The 23,158-nt window shown below is 38.5% G+C and carries 24 protein-coding genes; 11 read left to right on the top strand and 13 right to left on the bottom strand.

The window, feature by feature from the left end; translation table 11 throughout:
• Positions 1-182: 182 nt before the first annotated feature.
• Genes CVT18_RS07720 through mqnE form a run of 5 tightly spaced genes read right to left on the bottom strand, consistent with a single transcriptional unit; the run spans position 183 to position 4,934 of the window.
• The gene (locus CVT18_RS07720; protein ID WP_103628661.1) at positions 183-884 is read right to left on the bottom strand and encodes a Tfp pilus assembly protein FimT/FimU; all 702 of its coding nucleotides are present in this window, start codon (positions 882-884) and stop codon (positions 183-185) included.
• A complete protein-coding gene (locus tag CVT18_RS07725; RefSeq protein WP_103628662.1) occupies positions 885-2,102 on the bottom strand; it encodes a glycosyltransferase family 39 protein in 1,218 nt (405 codons plus the stop codon).
• 9 nt (positions 2,103-2,111) lie between these two features.
• The gene (locus CVT18_RS07730; protein WP_103600568.1) at positions 2,112-2,552 is read right to left on the bottom strand and encodes a phosphoribosyltransferase; all 441 of its coding nucleotides are present in this window, start codon (positions 2,550-2,552) and stop codon (positions 2,112-2,114) included.
• Between the two features lie 12 nt (positions 2,553-2,564).
• Positions 2,565-3,857, bottom strand: coding sequence for an NCS2 family permease (locus tag CVT18_RS07735; RefSeq protein WP_087578927.1), 1,293 nt, complete (start codon positions 3,855-3,857; stop codon positions 2,565-2,567).
• A 12-nt stretch (positions 3,858-3,869) separates the two neighbouring features.
• Entirely contained in the window at positions 3,870-4,934 is a 1,065-nt protein-coding gene (gene mqnE, locus CVT18_RS07740) for an aminofutalosine synthase MqnE (protein ID WP_103628664.1), read from the bottom strand.
• Between the two features lie 110 nt (positions 4,935-5,044).
• Between mqnE and CVT18_RS07745 the strand changes: the two genes are divergently transcribed.
• The 7 genes from CVT18_RS07745 (at position 5,045) to CVT18_RS10825 (ending at position 11,550) form a co-directional block, all read left to right on the top strand.
• Positions 5,045-7,540 carry an HD domain-containing protein gene (locus tag CVT18_RS07745; RefSeq protein ID WP_103628665.1) on the top strand — a complete coding sequence of 832 codons (2,496 nt, stop codon included), beginning with the start codon at positions 5,045-5,047 and terminating at the stop codon, positions 7,538-7,540.
• 3 nt (positions 7,541-7,543) lie between these two features.
• The gene (gene glmS, locus CVT18_RS07750; protein ID WP_103628666.1) at positions 7,544-9,355 is read left to right on the top strand and encodes a glutamine--fructose-6-phosphate transaminase (isomerizing); all 1,812 of its coding nucleotides are present in this window, start codon (positions 7,544-7,546) and stop codon (positions 9,353-9,355) included.
• Between the two features lie 443 nt (positions 9,356-9,798).
• The gene (locus tag CVT18_RS10530) at positions 9,799-10,290 is read left to right on the top strand and encodes a hypothetical protein (protein WP_234410313.1); all 492 of its coding nucleotides are present in this window, start codon (positions 9,799-9,801) and stop codon (positions 10,288-10,290) included.
• A gap of 1 nt (position 10,291) precedes the next feature.
• The gene (locus CVT18_RS07760; RefSeq protein WP_084041528.1) at positions 10,292-10,714 is read left to right on the top strand and encodes a gamma-glutamyl phosphate reductase; all 423 of its coding nucleotides are present in this window, start codon (positions 10,292-10,294) and stop codon (positions 10,712-10,714) included.
• A 142-nt stretch (positions 10,715-10,856) separates the two neighbouring features.
• A complete protein-coding gene (locus CVT18_RS10820) occupies positions 10,857-11,078 on the top strand; it encodes a DUF4172 domain-containing protein (protein WP_223154482.1) in 222 nt (73 codons plus the stop codon).
• An 81-nt stretch (positions 11,079-11,159) separates the two neighbouring features.
• Positions 11,160-11,357 carry a hypothetical protein gene (locus CVT18_RS10200; protein WP_141081831.1) on the top strand — a complete coding sequence of 66 codons (198 nt, stop codon included), beginning with the start codon at positions 11,160-11,162 and terminating at the stop codon, positions 11,355-11,357.
• Positions 11,358-11,445: 88 nt separating this feature from the next.
• Positions 11,446-11,550: a Fic family protein gene (locus tag CVT18_RS10825; protein ID WP_103559757.1), complete on the top strand. Its 105-nt coding sequence runs from the start codon at positions 11,446-11,448 to the stop codon at positions 11,548-11,550.
• A gap of 179 nt (positions 11,551-11,729) precedes the next feature.
• Here CVT18_RS10825 and CVT18_RS07775 read toward each other — a convergent pair whose 3' ends face one another.
• Together CVT18_RS07775 and CVT18_RS07780 are read right to left on the bottom strand one after the other, a co-directional pair.
• Positions 11,730-12,224 (bottom strand): hypothetical protein, encoded by a 495-nt coding sequence (locus CVT18_RS07775; protein WP_021091536.1) that lies wholly within the window; start codon positions 12,222-12,224, stop codon positions 11,730-11,732.
• Between the two features lie 11 nt (positions 12,225-12,235).
• Positions 12,236-13,435 (bottom strand): 2,3,4,5-tetrahydropyridine-2,6-carboxylate N-succinyltransferase, encoded by a 1,200-nt coding sequence (locus CVT18_RS07780; RefSeq protein WP_054196847.1) that lies wholly within the window; start codon positions 13,433-13,435, stop codon positions 12,236-12,238.
• A 163-nt stretch (positions 13,436-13,598) separates the two neighbouring features.
• Here CVT18_RS07780 and CVT18_RS07785 point away from each other — a divergent pair, with 163 nt between their 5' ends.
• Positions 13,599-14,201, top strand: coding sequence for a YagU family protein (locus CVT18_RS07785; RefSeq protein WP_103628668.1), 603 nt, complete (start codon positions 13,599-13,601; stop codon positions 14,199-14,201).
• 84 nt (positions 14,202-14,285) lie between these two features.
• Here the strand turns inward: CVT18_RS07785 and CVT18_RS07790 are convergent, their stop codons facing one another.
• The 6 genes from CVT18_RS07790 to thiC all read right to left on the bottom strand — a co-directional run bounded on the left by CVT18_RS07790 (position 14,286) and on the right by thiC (position 19,837).
• On the bottom strand, positions 14,286-14,738 hold the full coding sequence (locus CVT18_RS07790) for a hypothetical protein (RefSeq protein WP_103628669.1): 453 nt from the start codon (positions 14,736-14,738) through the stop codon (positions 14,286-14,288).
• A gap of 171 nt (positions 14,739-14,909) precedes the next feature.
• Positions 14,910-15,599: a cytochrome-c oxidase gene (locus CVT18_RS07795; protein WP_103628670.1), complete on the bottom strand. Its 690-nt coding sequence runs from the start codon at positions 15,597-15,599 to the stop codon at positions 14,910-14,912.
• A 104-nt stretch (positions 15,600-15,703) separates the two neighbouring features.
• Entirely contained in the window at positions 15,704-17,041 is a 1,338-nt protein-coding gene (locus CVT18_RS07800) for a PFL family protein (protein WP_103628671.1), read from the bottom strand.
• A gap of 9 nt (positions 17,042-17,050) precedes the next feature.
• Positions 17,051-17,317: an ACT domain-containing protein gene (locus CVT18_RS07805; RefSeq protein ID WP_103628672.1), complete on the bottom strand. Its 267-nt coding sequence runs from the start codon at positions 17,315-17,317 to the stop codon at positions 17,051-17,053.
• 127 nt (positions 17,318-17,444) lie between these two features.
• On the bottom strand, positions 17,445-18,545 hold the full coding sequence (locus tag CVT18_RS07810; RefSeq protein WP_087577746.1) for an Mrp/NBP35 family ATP-binding protein: 1,101 nt from the start codon (positions 18,543-18,545) through the stop codon (positions 17,445-17,447).
• A complete protein-coding gene (gene thiC / locus CVT18_RS07815) occupies positions 18,539-19,837 on the bottom strand; it encodes a phosphomethylpyrimidine synthase ThiC (protein WP_103628673.1) in 1,299 nt (432 codons plus the stop codon). The genes CVT18_RS07810 and thiC overlap by 7 nt, the downstream gene beginning before the upstream one ends.
• 151 nt (positions 19,838-19,988) lie before the next feature.
• Here thiC and CVT18_RS07820 point away from each other — a divergent pair, with 151 nt between their 5' ends.
• Genes CVT18_RS07820 through CVT18_RS07830 form a run of 3 tightly spaced genes read left to right on the top strand, consistent with a single transcriptional unit; the run spans position 19,989 to position 23,153 of the window.
• Complete coding sequence (locus CVT18_RS07820; RefSeq protein WP_103628674.1) at positions 19,989-21,107, top strand: bifunctional 2-C-methyl-D-erythritol 4-phosphate cytidylyltransferase/2-C-methyl-D-erythritol 2,4-cyclodiphosphate synthase; 1,119 nt, start codon at positions 19,989-19,991, stop codon at positions 21,105-21,107.
• Positions 21,104-21,994: a response regulator gene (locus CVT18_RS07825; RefSeq protein WP_103628675.1), complete on the top strand. Its 891-nt coding sequence runs from the start codon at positions 21,104-21,106 to the stop codon at positions 21,992-21,994. The genes CVT18_RS07820 and CVT18_RS07825 overlap by 4 nt, the downstream gene beginning before the upstream one ends.
• Positions 21,972-23,153 (top strand): sulfate adenylyltransferase, encoded by a 1,182-nt coding sequence (locus CVT18_RS07830; protein WP_103628676.1) that lies wholly within the window; start codon positions 21,972-21,974, stop codon positions 23,151-23,153. Before CVT18_RS07825 ends, CVT18_RS07830 begins: the two co-directional genes overlap by 23 nt.
• Positions 23,154-23,158: the final 5 nt, after the last annotated feature.

Below are 23,158 nucleotides of genomic sequence, written 5' to 3' on the forward strand. Positions count from 1 at the left end.
GAACAACGATAAAAAGAAAAGGCTTTATTAACCAATGAAGTTAAAGGTGGTTTCTCGTTTCGTGAGCTGGAATTATATACGAGCAATACTTAAAGATAGTTGAAATATTTAGGGAATTTTAGAAAAATTTGTTTGTCACTTTAAAATTTTAAAGTATGTATTTTTATTATAGGTTTAAGGGTTTAGTTTATATATGCGTATCCACTTCTTTTTTCTATATTTATAGAGGCTACATTGTTATTTTTATCTGTTAAAACTATCTTGCAATTGCCTTTCAATAGTCTTGAATAAGGCCTTTTTGCTCCTTTATTGTTAGTAACACTTACCACTCTCATAGGCCTACCTAATTCGTCAAAATCAATGGTTTGCATTTTGCCTTTTCCGCAACTACCGACAAATTTAACTGATTTTATGCCATATTTTTTCTCGATATTTAAATCTGTATTAATTTTATTGCAATAGGACTGAGGAATGCCTCTCCAGCCCGCACTTAAGAATTTGTTTGATTTTTGTGTATCGATGGCAACCTCTTCTTTGGAATTTAAGTTACCACTAAATTTATTACCACTACCTCTTTTATCATAGAAAATACTATACTTCCAAGATTTAACCCCAGGCTCATCTACAGAGCACTCTTGCAAACTAGTGTCATTAATAGCTATCCCCCATCTCATTTTAAACCAAAATTTTTCATTTTCTGAATGTACAAATTTATCATCTTGCATGGCAAGGTGCTGGGCGTACCTTATATGCGTTAGCATCTGTGTAGCTGCCTCTCTAGCTCCATTTATTTCTAGCCTTGGTATGATCATTGCTGCAAGTATGCCAACGGCAATGATTACAAATATAAGCTCTATTACAGTAAAACCCTTATTTTTATGCATCTACCTGCCTCTTACGTCAAAATTTGCAATTACTTTTCCCATTTTTTCTATGCAAAATTTTGATTTTCCATCTAGATCGGCGCTTACTAATAAATTTTTAGACTCATCTCTTACATCTATACCATAAAATTTAAGTCTTAATGCAAGCTTTTTATTATCAGTGCATAAATCCTTAATTTTCGCTTCTTTTAATTTAGCAGCAAGCTCTTTTACAACATCAAATTTATAGACAAAATGCTTTGTTGGGTTATCTAAAAATAGGTAAAAAATTTGATTAAATACGATCATCGACCAGTTTAAGGCTAAAAAAAGCATCACTAAGGTCGTGCAAATTTTATAGCCTTTTCTAAATTTTGGCAATCTTACACGATACGAATTAAAAAATACTCTTACCATAAGTGGCGTTGCGATCACGCAAAATGGTAAGAACTGCTCAAGCTCCAGCCTTTGGCGCACTGAGACTATCATACAAAAGCAAAATGAGCAAATCGCAATAAACCATAAAAGATCTTTTTTCTCTTTTACCCAAATTCTATAAATCGTATAGACAAAAAAGATAAAAATAAACGGCGAAAAAACAGCGGCAAAGATACCAAAAGTATCGATAAAGTGCCCACTTGGCCTACCATTTGTATCAAAACCAAAAAAGTAAAGTGTTAGCAAAAACAAAATAGCACTTAGCCAAGCAAGCGGAGGCCTTCTTTTATAAAGTGAAAATATAAAAAATCCTGCGTAAAATATCAAAAAATCGCCATCTATAAAAAAAGAAAGGCAAAAAAATGCTACAAATAAAATTTTATTTTTAATATGAAAAAAGTATATACATAGGAGCGCCAGCATAACGCAAAGCCCAGCATTATTGACGATAAGAGCTGAAGCTATAGTGCCAGGAAGTAAGATAAAAAGCAATACCGCAATAAGTCTATCAAACTCCAATTTAATGTAAAATTTGCTTATCTTATACATTAAAACGACACTTATTACATGAAAAGCGATCATCACGGATCTTAAAGCAAGATCTGTTTGACCAAAAATTTGAACACTTAAGTTTAAAACATGGCTAAGAAAATTTTGTTTATTAAAAAAAATTTCAGCTTCACTGTAACTTATGCTAAGAGAATTTGCCGTATAAAGTAAAAATATACAATCAATCAAACATATCAAAAATACGCTAAAGGCGACGTGATGTCCAACAAATTCTCTAAATTTATCTAGCAAAAATTTTCCTTAAATATGTATATCCCAAAAAAACTCAATCCAATCGTGAGCCTCTTTTACCTTAAATTCTGGCAAAAGCAGAGCCTTCTCTTTATAAAAGACGGTCGCTATTTTTATATCTAAATTTGGATAACGTTTAAGCAGCTCTCTTTTTATCTCGACCATGCTCTCTCCACTATCGATGATGTCATCGACGAGCAAAATTTTAGTGTATTTGCTAAGATCTGGCACGTTAAAGATATTAATCGTATCAAGCTTATTTGTATCTTCATAATGGATAGAATTTAGGGTAAATAAATTTCTATTATTAAGCGCAACAGCTAGCGAGTGGCCAAGCGTTAGACCGCCTCTTGCCACAGCTAGTATCACATCTGGATCAAACTCATCTTTTATCTGTTTTGCCATCTTTTTAGTATCAACAGCAAATTCATCGTAGCTATAAAATATCATCTTTCATCCTTATCAATGCACTAAAAATACGATAAAACTAATGAGCGCTAGCACGACTACGCCTAAATTTATATCGCTAAATTCTCTCTTTATGAGTTTAACTATGACGTATGACATAAAACCAAATGCAAGGCCGTTTGTGATCGAGTAAGTAAGCGGAATGAGCACAACTATAAAAAATGTCGCAACTGCAATGGCTGGATCTTTAAAATTTATACTAGCAAGCTCAGCAAACATAAGCACGCCAACCATTACAAGGATCGGATAGATGGCATTGCCAGGGATAGCTTTAAAAAGCGGCAACATAAAGAGTGTAAGTATAAACAAAAGTCCGCAAAATACAGCCGTTAGACCGGTTCTACCGCCCTCTTCTACACCACTAGCACTCTCTACAAACGATGTAGTCGTACTTACACCTACAAGTGAGCCAGCCGCCGTAGCAATAGCGTCGGCTTCAAGAGTTTTTTCAAGTTTTACGACGCCATCTTTTTTGTTTTCATCAAAAATTCCAGCCCTCGTGCCTACACCAGCTAGCGTGCCTATAGAGTCAAAAAGATCGGTCACAAAAAATGTGATAACAACTGGAAGCAATGCTAGACTAAGCGCACCTTTTATATCAAGCTCTAAAAATATCGGAGAGATAGAAGCCGGAGTTGAGAAAATTTCTGTTGGATGAGGAGCGATACCAAGCACCCAAGCTATCACTGAAGTAGCAAGCACAGCTAGGATAAACGCGCCCTTTATCTTCCACGCCCAAAAGCAAATAACTAAAAATAATCCCAAAACACCAAGAAGTACGTTTGGATCTTTGAAATTTCCTATGCCAACCAAAACTGCGTCGCTATTTACGATAAAGCCCATTTGTTGAAATGCCACAAAGCTGATAAAGGTGCCTATGCCAGCGCTTATCGCTCTTCTTAGATCAAGCGGGATAGATCTTATTATCCACATTCTAAAATTTGTAAAAGACAAGACGACAAATATTACGCCGCTTAAGAAAACAACGCCAAGAGCCGTTTGCCAAGGTACTTTCATGCCGATGCAAAGACCAAATGTAAAATAAGCATTAAGCCCCATGCCAACGCTCATCGCAACTGGCGTGTTCGCCCAAAGACCATTTAATACAGTAGAAAATATGGTAATTAGCGCTGTTGCAGTGATGAGTGCCTCATAAGGCATGCCAGTTTTGCTCATAATGATCGCATTTACCGGCACAATATACATCATCGCTAAAAACGTCGTAAGTCCCGCTCCAAATTCCTGCTTCACACTTGTTTTATTTTGTGCTAAGTCAAAAAATTTCACCCCAAGCTCCTTTTAGTAAATTTTAAGTTCGTTATATAAGCTATCACGCTCAACCGGCGTAAAACCAGATGTTTTAATAAGATCGCAAAATGTCTTTAGTGTAACGCCATTTGCGCTATTTGCGCCAGCTGCACTTTGGATGCTCTCTTTTTCTATCGTGCCATCAAGATCATCAGCGCCAAATTCCTGAGCGATCATCGCTAAATTTAGCGTCGAAGTGGCCCAGTAAGCTTTGATATGTGGAACATTATCTAGCACAAGACGTGAGATCGCCAGAGTCTTTAAAATTTCAGCTGATCCTAGAAATTTCACATCTTTTAGGTAGTTATTTTCTCTTTGATAAACTAGCGGTATAAATGCGTTAAAACCGCCAGTTTCATCCTGCAAATCCCTGATCCTTAGCATGTGATCGATCCTGTTATCGCGGCTTTCTATGTGACCAAAAAGCATCGTTGCATTGCTCTGCTTGCCTTTATCGTGCCACATTTTATGGATCTTTAGCCAGTTTTCGCTACTTACTTTGCCTTTGCAAATTTTAGCCCTGACCTCTTCATCAAAAATTTCAGCCCCGCCGCCTGGCATGCTATCGACGCCGTATTCGAGCATCTTCTCTATCACCTCATCATAGCTTAAGCCGTAATGTCTTGATAAAAAGTCGATCTCAGCTGCCGTCATCGCTTTTACATGAAGCTCTGGATGGGCTGCCTTTATCTTTTTAAAAATTTCTAAGTACCACTGCCAGCCACTTTTTGCGTTGTGAGCTGATACGATGTGTATCTCTTTTACTCCGTGACTCACGCTCTCATCAACGATCTTTAAAATTTCTTCGTGGCTCATTAAGTATGGATTTGGATTTTTTCTGTGAGCCGAAAATGCGCAAAATTTACAGATATCAGCACATATATTTGTTGGATTGATATGGCGATTTACATTAAAAAAGACCTTGTTGCCATGCAGTTTTCTACGTTTTTTATCGGCAAATTTAGCCAAGGTAAAAAGATCAAGCTCATAAAGTGAAAAAGCCTCTTGCTTGCTTAATCTCTCGCCACTTTCTAGTTTTTGTAATAGATTCATTATCTTTATCGTCCTAAAGCTGAACTTAAGGCTTTATTATAAGCAAATAAAGCTTTGTTTTTGCAAAAATTATGTAACATTTGCCAAGATATTTTTAACAATGGAAACATTAAATGCTGTCTGATAAAAGTACCAAAAATAGCAACAATTATTTAAAAATCAAAGAGAAATTTCTTGATTTTAAGGCAAATTTGCCAAAACATTTTCAAAAAAATCAAGGCAGAAATTTCACAAATTTCTTAGCCAAAGAGTATGATGATTTTATAAAATCTTATTTAAATGAAACTATGCGAGAATTTTTTGATGAGTTTGTGCCACAAAATGACAGCTTTGCTTTTAGCGTTCTAGCCACTGGCAAATACGCTCAAACGTTACTTAGTGCAAATAGTGAGCTTGAAATTTTGCTAGTTTATAAAAATTTAAAGGGCTATAACATAAAGAATTTCTTAAAAGAATTTAGCGAAATTTTAAGTAGCTCTGGAATAAATTTTTATATAAAAAGTGTTGAAATAGATGAAATTTTTACAAATTACAAAGACGATCTCAAATTTAAAAGCGAAACATCGCAAGTCCGATATATCTGTGGTTCAAAAAGTCTCTACCGCTTAGTAAAAAGCGAGATCGTAAAATTAAAAGAATTTGATAAAAAAGCCTTTTTAAACTACCATTTAAAGGCGTTTTTGCCATTTTCTAGTATAAGCTACTTGGCACAAGAGCCAAATTTAAAAAGTGGCTTTGGCGGGATAGATGAAATTTATCACCTAAACTGCATACTAAACTGCCTAGATAGCGACGTTTCGGTTAGATCACAAGCCCTAAAAGTGATGAATGAAAAAGAGATCGCTAGTTTTAACCTAAATGTGGACTTTTTACTAAGCCTACTAACCACCTTAAATTTAACGCAAAATTCTGATACTTTTAGCGCTTCAAGCGTTGAAATCACGACAAATTTCATGCAGACAAAGTCCAAAAAACTCCAAGACAACGAGAGCGTTATCAGCCAAAAAATGCTAAGCTCGATGAATAATGTTGCTATTTATTCAAGGTTTATCGTCGCTTCTCTTTGCAGGCCATTTTTCAAAAGCGAGCTAAGTTTTGAGCAGAGAAAATTTGCTAGGCTAAAAAATGGCTTTTACGAAGTAAATGGCGTCATCTACGTGCCACTTCACAAAAAGCCAGCCCTTATCGAAGATCTCATAAAAGAGCTTTTAGAGCTAAAAGATGTGGACTATAAATTTGATATAAGTGCTATCTTTTACATCAAGCGAGCCATCATCACAAAAAGTGGCTTAGAGCACGCTATAAGCGAGTTTAAGAAGATATTTTTAAGAGAAAATTCCTACGCTATTTTAAAGTCCTTACTCGATGCGCAGATGATACAAATTTTGATAAAACCCATGGAGCACATCAGCCAGCTAGCTCAGTATGACGGCTATCACGAATTTACGGTTGATGAGCATAGTATTTTAAGTGTAAAATTTCTTGAAAATATAAAAGATAAATTCATAAAAAATCTCTACACCGAGCTTTGCTTGGAGGGCAAGACGATGCTAAAGATTGTGACCTTAATGCACGACGTTGGCAAGGGGCTTGGTAAAGACCACGCAAATATCGGCGCAAATATCTTTAGAGCCTATGCAAACAAGCTAAATTTAAGCCAAAAAGCCGTAAATATTGGTGTTACGCTCGTAAAATACCACACCCTAATGAGCAACGTCTCAAACAGAGAGGACATTTATTCGCAACGCGTTATATTTGCTTTTATCTCAAAGCTTGGCGACAAGCAGGTTTTAAAACTACTTTACATCCTTAGCTACTGCGTGATAAACGCGACAAATGAGAGACTTTATAACGCCTATACTGCAAAGCTTTTAAGGGAACTTTATGAAATTTCTCTTAGTGCATTTAGCGATGAAAATTTACTTGATGAAGCGACAAGGCGCGTAAAAAAAGAGCAGTCTATAAAACGAAATAGTGAGTTTTTGGCGCTTGAATCAAGCCTGCAAGAGAAAATTTTTAAAATCACATCAAATCTTGTCTTTATAAAATATAGCGCGAGCGAGATCATAAATTTAAGCAAAGTGGCTGATAGCCTAAACGAAACCGAAATTTTCATAAACAATACTAAAAATTTAAGCATTCAAATTTATACAAACAAGAGCCTAAATTTAAGCGCCCTGCTCTATGAATTTGCCAAATTTGACCTTGCATACATGGAAATTTTTGAGCTATTTGAGAAGAAATTTTATATCAGGCTTGATTTTAACCAAAATGTTAAAAAAGAGGAGCTTGAAATTACTAAAAATTTAGCTCTAAAATCCTTAAATAGCGAGGTTTTAAAAGAGCCTTTGAAACCAAACATTAACAAAGATGAGATAAACTTCGAGCTAAATCACTCAAAAGATTACGCCAAACTTAGTATCAACGCAAAAGATCAGCGCGGGCTAATGGCTTATGTGATGAGTGTTTTTGACAGGCTTCATTTTCAAGTCACGAGTGCTAGAATTCAGACGGTTAAAAATAGAACGAGAAATCTCTTTTTGATCGAGAAAAACGAGCGACTTGAGAGCAAAGGCGAAGAGATATTAAATTTATTAATAAGCGAGTAAAACATGTGTGGAATCGTAGGATACATCGGAGATAAAGAGAAAAAAGAGGTCATTTTAAGCGGTCTAAAAGAGCTTGAGTATCGCGGATACGACAGCGCTGGCATGGCTGTGATGAGTGATGGCAAGATCGACTTTTTTAAGGCGGTCGGCAAGCTTGAAAATTTAGCCCTAAAGACAAAGGACTTTACATCAACTGGCTTTGGTGTGGCGATAGGTCACACACGCTGGGCGACGCATGGCAAACCAACTGAGATAAACGCTCACCCGCACCTTGGCGAGCACTCATTTGTCGTTCACAATGGCATCATCGAAAACTACAAAGAGCTTAAAGATGAGCTTGAAGCAAAGGGCGTGAAATTTGTCAGCCAAACCGATACTGAGGTGATCGTGCATCTTTTTGAAGAAATTTTAAAAGAGAAAAAAGACCCATTTAAAGCTTACGAGGCGACTATCGCAAAGCTAAGAGGCGCATATGCGACGCTACTTATCACTAAAACTGCACCTGATAAGATATTTTTCGCAAAAGATGCCGCTCCTATGGCGATAGGCAAAAGCGACAAAAAAGAGCTATATTTTGCCTCATCAGATGCCCCACTTATCGGTAACGCAACCGAAGTTGCCTACTTAGATGATAACAACTACGGCTACGTGAGCTTAGATGAGATAGCTGTTTTTAAACACGGCAAAAAAGCTAGCATAACATTTAACGCACTGCCGAAAGATAAGAGCTATGCCCAAAAAGAGGGTTATACATTTTTTATGGAGAAAGAAATTTACGAGCAAGGCGCAGTCGTGTCTGAAACCATCATGGGTAGAGTTAAAAACCACAAAGTCACCCTTGAAAATTTAGACGATGAATATCTAAAAGGCATCGATGATGTCGTGCTTTGTGCGTGCGGTACGAGCTACCATGCAGCGCTAACCGCAAGCTATCTCTTTGAAAGGCTTGCCAAAGTTAGAACAAAGGTTGAAGTAGCAAGCGAATTTAGATATAGAAAGCCTTATCTAAACAAAAACTCACTCTTCATCGTCATCTCGCAAAGTGGCGAGACAGCCGACACTCTTGAAGCACTTAGGATAGCTAAAGAGGCTGGGCTTAGAACGCTTGCGATTTGCAACGTCGATAACTCATCTATCGTTAGACTAGCTGACAATACGCTTCTAACTCGTGCTGGCATCGAAAAAGGTGTGGCGAGCACAAAAGCTTTCGCAACGCAAATCATCGTGCTTTGGATGCTTGTGCTTCAAATGGCGGCAGCAAAAGAGTCTGTCAGCAAAAAAGAGCTTGATCACGAGATCAAAACGCTTCTTCACATCCCACAAATTTTAAATATCAATAACTCTCTTCAAGAGAAGCTTCATCGCCTAAGCAAGCATTATTTGCACGGTCATGGCTTCTTCTTTATCGGTAGAGATATCTTCTATCCGCTAGCACTTGAAGGTGCGCTAAAGCTTAAAGAGATTTCATATCTTCACGCCGAGGGCTATCCATCAGGCGAGATGAAGCACGGCCCTATCGCACTTGCAGATGAGAAGCTATTTACCATAGCGCTTATGCCTCAAAATTTACTCTATGAAAAGACAAAGAGCAATGTAGAAGAGCTTGCCGCAAGAGATGCTTACATCCTAGCTATAAGTCCACTTGAGTTTGAGCTAAGCGATGACTACGTAAAAACAAGCGCGCAAGATCACTATATGAGCGAATTTTTCGAGATGATGCTTGTACTTCAGCTACTTGCTCTTGAAATTTCTGTTAGACTTGGCAACAACGTCGATATGCCAAGGAACCTCGCAAAAAGCGTAACTGTCGAATAACTCGTGTGGCTGGCATCTTGCTGGCTACTTAAATTTTTATAAAAGTAGTTTTGCATTATGCTACTAAACATAAATCTTATATTAATATTTTTATAATATTTGCTTATATATAATATTAAAAAACCAACTTAAATATTAAGGATAAAAATGAAGTTAAGTTCATCTTTACTAAGCATAGGCCTTGGAGTTTTACTTTTAAGCGGTTGTGCAACTGGCAATAGCATGGTGTAACTGGCAGTGCTGCTGGAAGCAATAACAATAATGCTAACACAAAAATAGAAAAATGCAGTAGCACTCTTGGAACACTTGCGTTTTATGAAGACCAAAATTCTGACTGGTATTCATATTTAACACACAACTACAAGCTCACATCAACTATTCCAGTTTTACGCCTTCTTGCACAACAAACTGGTTGTTTTGTTATAGTTGAACGTGGCGCTATGATGGATAATATGATGCAAGAGCGTGCACTTGATAGATCAGGCGAACTACGTGGTGGTTCCGGCTTTGGTAAAGGTAAAATGGTAGCAGCTGATTATACTATTCGCCCTGAAATTTTCTTTAGCAACGAAGATACGGGCGGTGCAGGTGCTCTTGTTGAAGCACTTTTTGGTAGTGTAGCAGGTGCTATAGCTGGTGGTTTTTCAACAAAAGAGACACAAACCACATTGGTTCTTATAGAAAATCGTTCAGGTGTTCAATTAGCGGCAGCTATTGGCTCAGCTTCTAGCACTGACTTCTTTGGCATGGGCGGCGGTGCTGGCGCTTCTCTTGGCGCGGGACTTGGCGTATATTCAAGAACACCTGAGGGAAAAACACTTGTAAATGCTTTTCTTGATTCGATGAATCAATTAGTTATTGCCCTAAAAGATTACAAAGCACAAACCGTAAAAGGTGGTCTTGGAAAAGGCGGAAGTCTAAAAGTAGGAGAATAACATGAAATTTTTAGCCATTTTATTTTGTTCATTGACTTTTTTGTTTGCTATGAGTTATGAAAAAAAAGTTGAAGCTAGGCTTTGTGGTCTTATAAATCAAAGAGAAATGGCTAAAATTTATGGCGATATAAGAAGCATTGATAGCTTTGACAAAAAAATAGAAAGCTACAAATTTCGCAACGGAATAGAAAAATTTGACGAGGATAGTTGCCGTGCAAATGGCTACTATCCTGTTGATCCAAACTATGCGCCATATCCGCCTAACTACCGCCCATACTATCGAAATGAGTACGAAAGATATGATAGATTTCAGCGTGGTTACCGCGGAGGCTACTATAACGATGACGACTATGATGATGGTTTTGAGCGTGGATATAGACGTGGTTATAAGGATGCTAGAAGAGACTATAGGCTAGGTAGATAATCTTATCTAGCCTTAACTTTAACTGGCTCTTTTCTAACAAAAAAACGACTTCTACAAATAGCAAATCAAAAACAATACATATACCAAATTTTACTGCTATAAATAAGTTCAGTGCATTGATTAAAAATTACAAAACCTGTGGATACGACAACATCCCAACTACCCAAATTTTTCTTTCGACAAAAGAGTAATAGACACCCTTACAAATAAGCTAGAGCAAGACCATAAAAATTTAAAAGAGCTAACAAGCAATATCAGCAGAGACGATCTTTTAAAGGTGCAAATTAGTGCACTTGAAGATGAAATAATAAGTTCATCTCTCATAGGGGGCGAAAGGCTTAAAAGATCAAGCATTCGCTCGTAGATAAAAAAGAGGCTAGATGAAAATTTTGACTGGCTAGATGATACTCATGCGACTAGACACAGTGTTAATCTAGTCTCGCTAATGTTTGAAGTAAATTTAAACAAAGACTATATGAACCTCGAGCGGCTACATGGCTGGCACAATACCTTGTTTGAATATATCCAAAGCAAAACTTACAAGATAAAACGAGCCAAGTTTAGAGATGATGAGATGAGCGTCGTCTCAGGCTCTCCAGAAAATGTGCAAATCCACTATGAAGCCTTGCCAGTAGAGGTATAGAAGATGAGATGAGAACTTTTAAAATTTTATCAACAAAAGCCTTGAAAACGCATATCTAAAAAGTTTTATTGCACATCTTTAGTTTTTTATCCATCCTTATGATGACGGTAATGGACGCATAACAAGGGCTTTGGCGCACTACTTTTTAAGAGAAGATGGTGTTAAGCCATTTTCTATCTCTAGCATTATTTAAGCAAATAGAAAAAATTATTATGAAATTTTAGAGCAGATAACAAAGCTTGGAAATAATTTAAATTTTGATTTCACAGAGTGGATAATGTAGCACACCTACAAGCGGTAAATAGCGCTATAAACAAGCTATAAGCTTACTAAAAATATAAAATTTCTATCGTAATTTAAGAGTCAAAGCCATTAAATTTTATCTTTACCTAGTATCGTTGTCAGCTGTTCTTTGATTCTATCATCAAATTCACTAACGCTTATGACACCCCTACTTTCGCACATCTTAGCATCATTAACATCACAGTAGTCGCTAAGTGCGTTTTTGTATCCGCCCCTTATGCAAGCCTCTCTGTCTTCTAAAAATCCAGCACCACCAAGGATAAGCACGCCAAGGTCAAAACCTATCTTAAATTTCGCACTCGCTGAGCTTTTAACCCAGCTTAAAAATATCTCATCGTATCTTAATCCAAGTGCTCCAACGCCATCTGGCACGACCAAAATATCCACACCATAAAGGCTCTCAGCGTAAATTTCTGGATGAAGCCTGACGCCAAATTCATCGATTATCTCAGGCTTTAGTGCGTAAGTCTTGATATTAAAATCCTCAAATTTATGTAAAAAATCATAAATTTTGGCAAAGCTTAGTAGATTTAGCTTGTCAAACATCAAAATGCCAACTTTCATGCTAGCTCCTTTTAATGAAGTGCCTCATTTAGCTTGATCGCCCTTTTGCTCGCACTTGCAGTGATCTGGCCTGTTTGGCTATTTTGTCTAAAATGAAGTCCGTTTAGTCCGCCAAGCTCAAGTGCCTTATAAATTTCAGCTTCAAATTTAAACTCTGGATTTAGCTTAGCTAACTTTTCGCGCTCGCTGGCAGAGATATAGACCTTTGTGCCCTCAAGCACTGCTATACCAGCATCTACGATGCAGTTATCACCAAGAGGCACACCTGTGACTGAGTTTGCACCAAGCAAGCAGTGTTTGCCAATACTTACAGGGTTCCCGTTTGTGCCACTTAGCACGCCAAGTATGCTAGCTCCGCCACCTACGTCGCTACCCTCGCCAACTACGACAGAGCTGCTGACTCTGCCTTCAACCATTACGCCACCAGTTGTACCTGCGTTAAAGTTGATGTAAGCAGCACCAGGCATAACGACTGTGCCAGGATACACGGCAGCGCCCATGCGAACCTTAGCTGAGTCTAAAATTCTCGTGTTATCAGCTGGGATGATGTGGCTTAAAAATCTTGGGAATTTATCGACGCTAACGATCGCTGGATATTCGCCAAACATCTTTAGAGAAATTTCATTTTCTCTTAACCATTCAAGCTCGATTGGCGTATTTTGGCTAGTCCATGCAACATTTGGTAACACACCAAAAGCTCCATCAAGCACGATCGTCCTAGGTGCGACTTTGCCAAGCGATATCAAGTAAAGCTTGAGATATACAGCCTCCACGCTAAGTGGTTTTGCATCATCAAACAAAAACACAAGCTTAAATTTATTCTCATTTAGTTCAAGATCGTCATCAAATGCCATTTTTACGGCATGCAAATTTTGTACATTTTTATGAGAGCTTATCTCTTTTTCAAAGACGCTAAAGAGCTTGCTAGCTTTTTTTACCACTTTTGGAGTAAGATCAGCTACAAATTCAGAACCGTTAAAATCAACCTTAACATCACATTTTTGCAAGGCATAGATATAAGCGGCTGCGCTTAAAAAGCTCTCTTTGTAATTTACAACAGCGAATGTCGCTTGCAAAATTTTATCTGTATTTTTTTGTCCACGATCGATCCTAGCGATACCAAAAGCAAGCGGATCTTTGTAGCCATCTTTTTTTCTAAATTCTTCAAAAAATTCCTTAAATTCATTTGCATCTTTAAACTCTTTAGACATCTATTCTCCTTTAAATTTTTTCTTAGTCTAGCCAAAAATGGCTAAAAATTTTATGATTTTAAGTCCATTAAAATTTTTAAATATTTTTATATTTTTAATAATGATTAATCTTATCATAAAATAAATTGCAATAAGATTTTGCAAATTTAAAGAAGGAGTTTAAATGTCAAATTTGGTAACAAAACCTAGATTTGCTCTGGCTGCATTGATCGGCCTTGTCGCTGGCGTTATCTCAGCCTTTGTCAAATGGGGAGCAGAATTTCCACTTCCTCCAAGAAGTCCGATGGATATGTTTAACGCTACTTGCGGACCAGAGAGTGCCATTAGAGCAGCCGATGCGATCGATTGCTCTAGAAATTTCTTAAATCCGCCTTATGTATTTTTAAGAGATTATTTGGGCGTAGCCGATCCAAATGCTGCTATTTACGAGTTTGCAGGGCATGCGTTTAACTACGTAATGATGACGCATATATTATTTTCGATCGTTTTTGCGGTTGCTTATTGTGTTTTGGCTGAGAAATTTCCAAAGATTACAATATGGCAAGGCTTACTAGTTGGCGTTATCGTAAATATCGCTGTTCACGTGATCACACTACCTATTTTGGGGCTTACTCCACCACTTTGGACACTTCCTTGGTACGAGCATGTATCTGAATTTGTCGGCCACATGATATGGTTCTGGTCGATAGAGATCATCCGTCACGACTTAAGAGGTAGGATCACAAAAGAAAAAGATCCGAGTGATTATTGTTGCTGCAACGCATAAGTGCAAATTTCTGCTGTTTTGGGCTAAAAACCTAAAACAGCAACCAAATTTATCTCACCGTTTAAAAGCAAAATTTATCCACGATTAGCACTCCTGGCTAAGCTCTAAATTTTCTAAACGAAGTGGCTTTTCACCTTCAAAAATCACCCCAATACCAAAAGGCTCGCAAATATCAAGCGCACCATCGGCAAACCTCATCAGCCACTGCTTATCATGCGCATAAAAGGTGCATTGTGGCAAGCTAAAGGGCAGTTCGCAAGCTGGCACATCAAGCGCTCTAAGCTCATCCTTGCTCAAAAAGCGCCCTCGCCTAAGCTCATCTTTTAAAAAGGCAAGCGCCTCTTTTATGTACCGATCGATATCGCCGGCGATGCGCTCTGCTAGCAAAGTAGTCTCATTATCCACGTCTGCCCCATCTGTGCTAACAAGGCAAAATGGCACCTGATCAAAAATTTCACTTTTTAGCCACGTCTCCCCATACCAGATAAAGCCATCATCTGTTGCAACTTTTTCAAGTTCGCCAAATTTTAAAGTCATTTTTTATTCTCATTTTTGTGGTTTTGCTACTCTTACGAAAAAGAGCGAAATTTAAGCAGATTTGTAGTGAGCTAAAATTTATCATCTAAAATAGAGATAGCTTGTAAATTTACCCTTTTAGCATAAAGCAAAAGCCAAATTTACAAGCAAATTTTCAGTTTTTCTCGCTACTTAGAAGCAAAATTTCTCATCAGTGCCATTTTGCTTGCGCATAGCTTTAAAGTTAGCAAGATTATCTTTATCTAAAAAGTAATCTTTTTCTTTTTTATTGCGAGCTTCTAGCTTTTCTATGCCTTTTGCAAGGGCTGCTTTTCTATCTTCGTGAGGCGAGCTAAATTCTGGCGAGAACATCGCTTCATAGGCATTTTTCTTAGTCCATTCAAGCGCTTTATCAGCGATCTCTTGTTGTTTTTTGATATCGCAAAATGCATAAGGATTGACCACGTCGCCAACAAGCTTCATAAACGCCCCTATCGCGGCCACCACGTCAGTAAATTTCTCGCCTTCCATGTCTATAACGCCTCTTAGCAAGATCGCGCGATTTTTTGCCGCATAAAACCAAAATACCGCATCATCGCGAAGTCCAAGATCGTATGCGCGAGCTGAAAGGACAAAAAGAGTTATCGGAGAGACCATTTGTGGGGCGTCTTGCACGATCTTTTCAGCCTTTTTAAAGTCCTCTTCTTTGCCACTTTTTAAAAGCTCATCTATCTTGTCATAGACCTTGACGTACTCCACCTTGCCAGCATTTGCTGAGTAGTATGGCGTGACGTAGATGTCGATACTTCTTACTTTGCCATCATTTGCAAAGCCACATACCGCTCCAAAAAGTAGCACCGTAAGCAGTGATAAAATTTTCATTTTAGCTCCTTGGCTTAAAATTTTTATTATTTTAACTAAAAGCAGTTGAAAAGATTAGGATAAATTTAAGAAAAAGTCCGCAAATTAAAAGCGGACTTTGAAGATTAGTTTTTAAAACTATGGATAGGTGCTGGAATTTGTCCGCCACGAGCGATGAAGTCGGCACTTGAGGCTTTGTTTATCTTCATCACAGGCGCTCTTCCTAAAAGGCCTCCAAACTCGATCATATCGCCCTCACGGCCAAGAGGTATGATACGAACGGCCGTTGTTTTTTGATTTATAACGCCGATAGCCGCCTCATCAGCGATCATCGCAGCTATACTCTCGCTTGGAGTATCCGCAGGTATGGCGATCATATCAAGCCCCACAGAGCATATCGCGGTCATCGCTTCAAGTTTTTCTAAATTTAGTGAGCCAGCGCGCACCGCCGCTATCATACCCTCATCTTCTGAAACTGGGATAAATGCGCCGCTTAAGCCGCCAACTTGATTGCACGCCATGACGCCACCTTTTTTGACCGCGTCATTTAGCAAAGCAAGTGCCGCAGTCGTGCCATGCGTACCAACAGCCTCAAGCCCCATCTCTTCAAGCACGCGAGCCACCGAGTCGCCCACAGCTGGTGTCGGAGCAAGAGAGAGATCGACGATACCAAATTTAATCCCAAGGCGCTCGCTCGCCATCTGGCCAACTAGCTGGCCGATACGCGTGATCTTAAACGCCGTTTTTTTAACGGTCTCAGCCACCACGTCAAAGCTCTCGCCACGCACCTTTTCAAGGGCTCTTTTTACCACGCCAGGGCCTGAAACGCCAACATTTATCACCACATCAGCCTCGCCCACGCCGTGAAATGCACCAGCCATGAAAGGATTATCCTCGACTGCGTTTGCAAAAACGACGAGCTTAGCGCAACCCATATCAGATGCTGCCGCTGTCTCTTTTATGATACGTCCCATGTCACGCACAGCACTCATATTTATGCCAGTTTTAGTTGAGCCAACATTAACACTTGCACATACTTTTGAAGTCTGGGAAAGTGCTTGAGGGATAGAATTTATCAAAATTTCATCACCCTTTTGATATCCCTTTTGAACTAAAGCTGAAAAACCACCTATAAAATCAATACCAACCTCAATAGCCGCCCTGTCAAGCGTCTTTGCGATCATTACGTAGTCTTTTGCGTCCGTTGCGGCGCCGATTATCGAGATAGGCGTCACGCTCACTCTTTTATTGACGATTGGTATGCCTAGCTCAGCAGAAATTTCGTTGCCCACTTTGACTAGGTCTTTGGCTTTAGTGGTGATTTTTGCGTAAATTTTGTCGCAAGCTTTGTTGATGTCAGGATCGATGCAGTCAAGCAAACTAATGCCCATCGTGATCGTTCTGATGTCAAAATTTTGCTCTTCGATCATCGAGATCGTTTCGGTTACGTTTTTGATGTCCATTGTTTTTCCTTAGATTGTATGCATCGCATCAAAGATAGCAGAACTTTGGATATTTATCTTTACTTTTAGGCTCTCTCCAAACTCGTTAAGTTCTGCTCTTAAGGCCGTAAAGTCTTTATTTTCATCACTTGAAACCACTGCCATCATCGTAAAAAACTCATCTAAAATAGTCTGTGAGATATCATCTATGTTTAGCCCTAGCTCGCTAAGCTTTGCTGAAACGCCAGCAACGATGCCAACTCTATCTTTTCCGACTACGGTTACGATCGCTTTCATGTTTCCTCCTGTTAAATTTTAAATGATTGTATTTTGGCTCCAAAATTTAAGCCAAGTATCAAGCAAAGCTAAATTTTGGTAGCCAAATTTAATTAAAATTTGCTCTAAATTTTATCTTTTGTAAATTTTACTTCGAGCAAGCACTCTTGCCGTCATTTACTGGCTGGATCGCTGAGTTATCAGCTCCGCCATCACTATTTATATTTTCTATCACTTCCCAAAGTCTAGCAGCCGCACTTTCGTAGCGCTTTGCAGTAACTGAGTTTGGCTCGTAGAAGCTGACTGGCTTGCCATTATCGCCACCCACGCGAACAGCTGGTTCGATAGGGATTTCAGCTAAAATTTGAGTGTTATAAGCTTTTGCCACTTCTTCAGTCGTACCTTTGCCAAAAATATCGTACTCTTTGCCATTATCTGGGCAGATGAAACCACTCATATTTTCGATGACGCCAGCGATTGGGATGTGAAGTTTCTCAAACATATCAAGCGCACGTTTGCTATCGTCAAGCGCTACCACTTGTGGCGTTGTGACGCAGACACCTGCCGTTACTGGCACACTTTGAGCTAGAGTTAGCTGCGCGTCTCCCGTTCCTGGAGGCATATCAAGAAACAATACATCAAGCTCACTCCAAAGTACATCTTTTAGTAGCTGCTCGATCGCTTTCATTATCATTGAACCACGCCAGATAAGGCTCATACCCTCTTCCATCAAAACGCCCATACTCATCATCTCAACTCCGTGGCTAAGTATCGGTTTTAGCTTGTTACCAACAACTTGTGGCTGAGTATTTACTTCGCCAAGCATTCTTGGGATGTTTGGTCCGTAGATGTCAGCGTCTAAAATTCCCACTTTTTTGCCTAGTTTTGCCATTGAGATGGCTAAATTTAGAGTTGTAGTTGATTTACCAACGCCACCTTTTCCTGAGCTTACCATTACGAAATTTTTAACTTGAGGCGCGATATTTTTGCCACTTTGAGTGTTACTTTTCTCCTCAGGTATCTTTGGCTGGATCAAATTTAGCACATACTCATTTGAGCCCATGACACGTTTGATGTCCGTTTTTAGCTCGTTTGCCACTTCTGGGCTTGAGCTGACGATCTCGACTTCGATTAAAATTTTATCGCCGATTTCTACATTTTTTACAAAGCCAAAGCTAACTATATCTTTTTCAAAACCAGGATATATAACACCTTTTAGTCTATTTAAGACCTCTTCTTTATTTAACATTTTTCTCCTTTTTCTAGATCTTTTGAAATTTTATATGCACAAAATTTTGGTCCGCACATCGAACAAAAATGAGCGCTCTTAAACGCATCTTCTGGCAAGCTTTCATCGTGAAGTTCTCTAGCCTTTTTTGGATCAAAGCTAAGTTCAAACTGCTTATTCCAGTCAAATGCGTATCTTGCATCACTCATCGCATGATCTTTTTCGATAGCTCCAGCTTTGCCAAGTGCGACGTCAGCGGCGTGAGCTGCTATCTTGTGAGCTACGATACCCTCTCTTACGTCATTTTCATTTGGCAAGCCAAGGTGCTCTTTTTGCGTCACGTAGCAAAGCATGCTAGCGCCGTGATATGCTGCCATCGTGCCACCTATGGCTGACGTGATATGATCGTATCCTGCACCTATGTCTGAGACAAGCGGCCCAAGCACGTAAAATGGGGCATCATGGCAGAGCTCTTGTTCGATTTTCATATTATACTCAATTTGATTTAATGGCACATGACCAGGGCCCTCGATCATCACTTGCACATCTTTTTCCCACGCACGAAGTGTAAGCTCTCCAAGCACCTTTAGCTCGCTAAGCTGTGCCTCATCTGTCGCATCAAAAAGACATCCTGGTCGAAGTCCGTCACCAAGCGAGAGCGAGACGTCATATTTAGCGCAAATTTCTAAAATTTCATTAAAAATTTCATAGAAAGGATTTTGTCTATTTAACTTTGACATGTAGCTTGCACTTAGGCTACCTCCACGGCTTACTATGCCCATTTTACGCTTTTTAACAAGCGGCAAAAACTCACGCAAAAATCCAGCGTGTATCGTAAAGTAACTAACTCCTTGCTTCGCTTGCTTTTCAAGTACCTCTAAAATGAGCTCATTTGTGATATTGGTAACCTCTTTTGCCTCTTTTAAAATTTCATACATAGGCACTGTGCCAACTGGCACGCTTGAATGCTCGATGATCGCACTTCTAATGGCATCCAAATCGCCATCTGTACTTAGATCCATAACCGTATCAGCGCCAAATTCGAGGCAAATTTCAAGCTTTCTAAGCTCAGCGCAAATATCGCTACTTAAGCTTGAGTTGCCGATATTTGCATTGACCTTTGTCCTTAGCTTTCTACCTATACCCATTGGCTTTAAATTTTTATGATTTATATTTGCTGGGATGATGATGCTACCTTTTGCCACCTCATCCATCACCAAATTTTCACTAAACCCCTCGATCCTTGCCACATAGCTCATTTCTTGCGTTATCTCGCCGCGCCTAGCATAATACATCTGCGTCTTATCTCTCATATAAGGCCTTTTTTGATTTTTAAAAACCTCATTTTAGTCCTTTTTTGATTTAAACTAAATAAATAAGCTTTTAAAAATTTACTTTTTTTAAAAAGAAATTTTGAAGTTTTGAGATGTATAATTCTGTAACAATTTTTAACAAGGAGCTACCTTGCTTGATATATCACTTATAATGCTTGGAGCAGGAAATTCTAGCCGTTTTGAGCTACCAGTAAAGAAGCAATGGCTTCGAATAGGAAGCGATCCACTTTGGCTATTTGCCACTAAAAATTTGAGTAACTTTTACACATTTAAAGAGATCATTGTCGTTAGCAAAGAGTGCAAATATATGTCAAAATTTGCTCCAAATTATAAATTTGTTGATGGCGGTGAAACCAGACAAGATAGCTTAAAAAACGCGCTTGAATTAGTAAATAGCGAATTTGTCCTAGTTAGCGACATCGCTCGCCCTTGTATCTCAAGCGAGCTTTTTCACAAAATCATCGAAGCTGCGTCTCAGGCTGATTGTGTAGCTCCAGCGCTAAAGATCGCAGACACCGCTTATCTTGGCGAAAATGTGGTTGATAGAGATAAGGTAAAACTTATCCAAACACCGCAGCTCTCGCGCACAGCACTTCTTAAAAAAGCTCTCAGTAGCGGTGAAATTTACACAGATGATAGCTCAGCTATGAGAGCCATTGGCGCAAGCGTTTGGCAAATTTTAGGTGATGAAATGGCAAGAAAGATCACTTACAAAGAGGATCTTGCCAAAATTTCTGCTTTAAAAGAGCCCGAAAATGAAGTTTTTGTGGGAAATGGCTTTGATGTGCATGAGTTTGAAAAGGGCCGTCCTTTGATTCTTTGTGGCGAGAAGATCGACTATGAGTTTGGGCTAAAAGCACACAGCGACGGCGACGTGGCACTTCATGCACTGACGGATGCCATTTTGGGAGCTGCTGGACTTGGCGATATAGGTGAGCTTTTTCCTGATACTGACGCTAAATTTAAAGATATTAGCTCCATTTACTTGCTTGAGGAAGCTTACAAAAGGGCGCAAAGTGTGGGCTTTGTGTTAACAAACGCTGATATCACGATAATGGCACAAAAACCAAAAATTTCAAAACTAAAGTCAAAAATGGAGGCAAATATCGCAAAAGCTCTAAATTTAAACCAGAGTCGCATAAATGTAAAGGCAACGACTACTGAAGGGCTTGGCTTTGTCGGCAGATGCGAAGGGATCGCTGTAATGGCAAGTGCTAGCCTTAAATTTTATAACTGGAAGCAAATATGAAAATTTTAATAGTAGAAAATGAAATTTACCTAGCTGGCTCGATGGCTAGTAAGCTAGCTGATTTTGGCTACGACTGTGAGATTGCCAAGAGCGTTAAAGAGTCATTGAAGTTTGAAAATTTTGATGTAGTGTTACTTTCTACCACACTCCCAGGGCAGGATTTTTACCCTGTTATCGAAAAATTTAAAAATTCTATCATTATTTTACTAATCGCTTATATCAATAGTGACACTGTGCTAAAACCAATCCAAGCAGGAGCGGTTGATTACATCCAAAAGCCATTTATGATAGAAGAGCTAGTTAGAAAGATAAAGCATTTTGAGGAATTTAGAAATTTCAAAAACGAGATCAAAAACTATGAAAGCTACGTAAATTACGCTTTAAAAGAGTACGAAATTTCTAGCTTTGAGGCAAAAAAGATAAAATTTCCACTGCTTTTAAAATCAAGCAAAAGCGGATACAGCGATAAATTTATATTTAGCTACGTAAAAGCTTGCAAATTACCATTTTTATTTTTAGGCAAAGCCTGTTTCTCTGAGCTTGAAAAGGCATTGTCCAAAAATGGTGATGAGCTAATCTATATGACAAATTTAGAAGAGCTAAAACAAGAAGAAAAAGAGAAAATTTTAGAAATTTGTAAAAAGAAAAAAGTCGCGATCTCAACTAGCAATTTTGCACAAAAAGCACCATTTGAAGAGCTTGAACTTTCAGGACGCGATAAAAATTTCAATATCGATGAGATCGTTACGATCGATGAATATATAAAATACATAATCGTTAATTATCAAGATAAATTCCCTGATACAGAACTTAGCAAGAAGCTTGGAATTTCTAGAAAATCACTTTGGGAAAAGAGAAAGAAATATGACGTCAGCAAGAAAAAATAGTGAAATTTCTATAAATACCGAAGTTTTTGGTGCTTTGGAGCTAATAAAAAATAAAATTCTCTCAGATTATGACTCTCTGATGGACGATGAACAGATAAAAGAGGTGAGTAAAAAAGGCTATTTTAATGGCGAGCCGATGCCGTATTCTTTTGGATTTGCTCCATTTGGCGAGCTAAATCAAAATATTGCTAGCAAGCTTACTTCTGGACAAAAGGTAAATCTAAGTCTTGATGGCAAGATCGTTGGACACATCAATGTTGCTAAGGTCTTTAAATTTGACGAGAGTATGAGGGCTAAAAATATATTTTTAGCAAATGAAGCTAGCAATGATAAAGAGCTAAATTTAGGCAAATACGGCATTAGTGGCGAATTTGAGCTTTATGATGAAAGTATGCAAATAAGCAAAAATGCACTAAACGATCTAATAAAAGAAGATGGCGCTAAAAAGATAACGGCGGTCTTCTTAACGGCTGATCCATTTAATAGAGCTCACGAGCGCCTTGTTAGAATGACTATTGATAAGGCTGATTTAGTAATCATTTTTTTAATACGAACACGTGAAGAAAAGCACGTTGATTACGAGATTAGAAAGCAAGTGCTAGATTATTTTATACAAAATTATTTACCAATAAAAAAGGTCTTTGTCTTTGCTCTAAAAAACACGACTCTTTTTAGCTCGCACGCAAATCCTACACTTGAGTGTATCGCTGCTTCAAGATTTGGAGCAAATAAGCTAGTGATTGGACAAAACCACTCAGGAATTGGAATGTTTTTTGATCACAATGAAGCTCATACGATTCTTGATATTTATAAAAACGACCTAAATTTAGAGGTAATCGTACTGCCAGAGCTAGTTTATTGCAACAAATGCAAGACGCTAGTTAGTACCAAAAGTTGCCCGCACGGACAACACCATCAGATCAAATATCATCCAGATGTTATCAAGGAGCTGCTATTTAACGGCATTATGCCACCAGCCATTCTTGTGAGGCCAGAAATTTCTGCACTAGTTTTAAGCAAACTCTTTACAAATCGCTTCAAAGACGTGCAAAAGCTTTGTGATGATCTTTTTGTAAATTCAGGACTGCTTGAAAACAAAACTGACCGTGACTTTTACGAAGAGCTTATGAAGCTTTATCAAACATCATCGATGACTTAAGGAAA

It is taken from the genome of Campylobacter concisus (genome assembly GCF_003048405.1).
Lineage (GTDB): Bacteria > Campylobacterota > Campylobacteria > Campylobacterales > Campylobacteraceae > Campylobacter_A > Campylobacter_A concisus_Q.

Bases quoted from the DNA above. Each gene is read 5' to 3' on its own strand.
- CVT18_RS07720 (WP_103628661.1), bottom strand. From the start codon at position 884: ATGCATAAAAATAAGGGTTTTACTGTAATAGAGCTTATATTTGTAATC.
- CVT18_RS07730 (WP_103600568.1), bottom strand. From the start codon at position 2,552: ATGATATTTTATAGCTACGATGAATTTGCTGTTGATACTAAAAAGATG.
- CVT18_RS07745 (WP_103628665.1), top strand. From the start codon at position 5,045: ATGCTGTCTGATAAAAGTACCAAAAATAGCAACAATTATTTAAAAATC.
- glmS (WP_103628666.1), top strand. From the start codon at position 7,544: ATGTGTGGAATCGTAGGATACATCGGAGATAAAGAGAAAAAAGAGGTC.
- CVT18_RS10530 (WP_234410313.1), top strand. From the start codon at position 9,799: ATGGATAATATGATGCAAGAGCGTGCACTTGATAGATCAGGCGAACTA.
- CVT18_RS07760 (WP_084041528.1), top strand. From the start codon at position 10,292: ATGAAATTTTTAGCCATTTTATTTTGTTCATTGACTTTTTTGTTTGCT.
- CVT18_RS10200 (WP_141081831.1), top strand. From the start codon at position 11,160: ATGTTTGAAGTAAATTTAAACAAAGACTATATGAACCTCGAGCGGCTA.
- CVT18_RS07775 (WP_021091536.1), bottom strand. From the start codon at position 12,224: ATGAAAGTTGGCATTTTGATGTTTGACAAGCTAAATCTACTAAGCTTT.
- CVT18_RS07780 (WP_054196847.1), bottom strand. From the start codon at position 13,435: ATGTCTAAAGAGTTTAAAGATGCAAATGAATTTAAGGAATTTTTTGAA.
- CVT18_RS07785 (WP_103628668.1), top strand. From the start codon at position 13,599: ATGTCAAATTTGGTAACAAAACCTAGATTTGCTCTGGCTGCATTGATC.
- CVT18_RS07790 (WP_103628669.1), bottom strand. From the start codon at position 14,738: ATGACTTTAAAATTTGGCGAACTTGAAAAAGTTGCAACAGATGATGGC.
- CVT18_RS07795 (WP_103628670.1), bottom strand. From the start codon at position 15,599: ATGAAAATTTTATCACTGCTTACGGTGCTACTTTTTGGAGCGGTATGT.
- CVT18_RS07800 (WP_103628671.1), bottom strand. From the start codon at position 17,041: ATGGACATCAAAAACGTAACCGAAACGATCTCGATGATCGAAGAGCAA.
- CVT18_RS07805 (WP_103628672.1), bottom strand. From the start codon at position 17,317: ATGAAAGCGATCGTAACCGTAGTCGGAAAAGATAGAGTTGGCATCGTT.
- CVT18_RS07810 (WP_087577746.1), bottom strand. From the start codon at position 18,545: ATGTTAAATAAAGAAGAGGTCTTAAATAGACTAAAAGGTGTTATATAT.
- thiC (WP_103628673.1), bottom strand. From the start codon at position 19,837: ATGAGAGATAAGACGCAGATGTATTATGCTAGGCGCGGCGAGATAACG.
- CVT18_RS07825 (WP_103628675.1), top strand. From the start codon at position 21,104: ATGAAAATTTTAATAGTAGAAAATGAAATTTACCTAGCTGGCTCGATG.
- CVT18_RS07830 (WP_103628676.1), top strand. From the start codon at position 21,972: ATGACGTCAGCAAGAAAAAATAGTGAAATTTCTATAAATACCGAAGTT.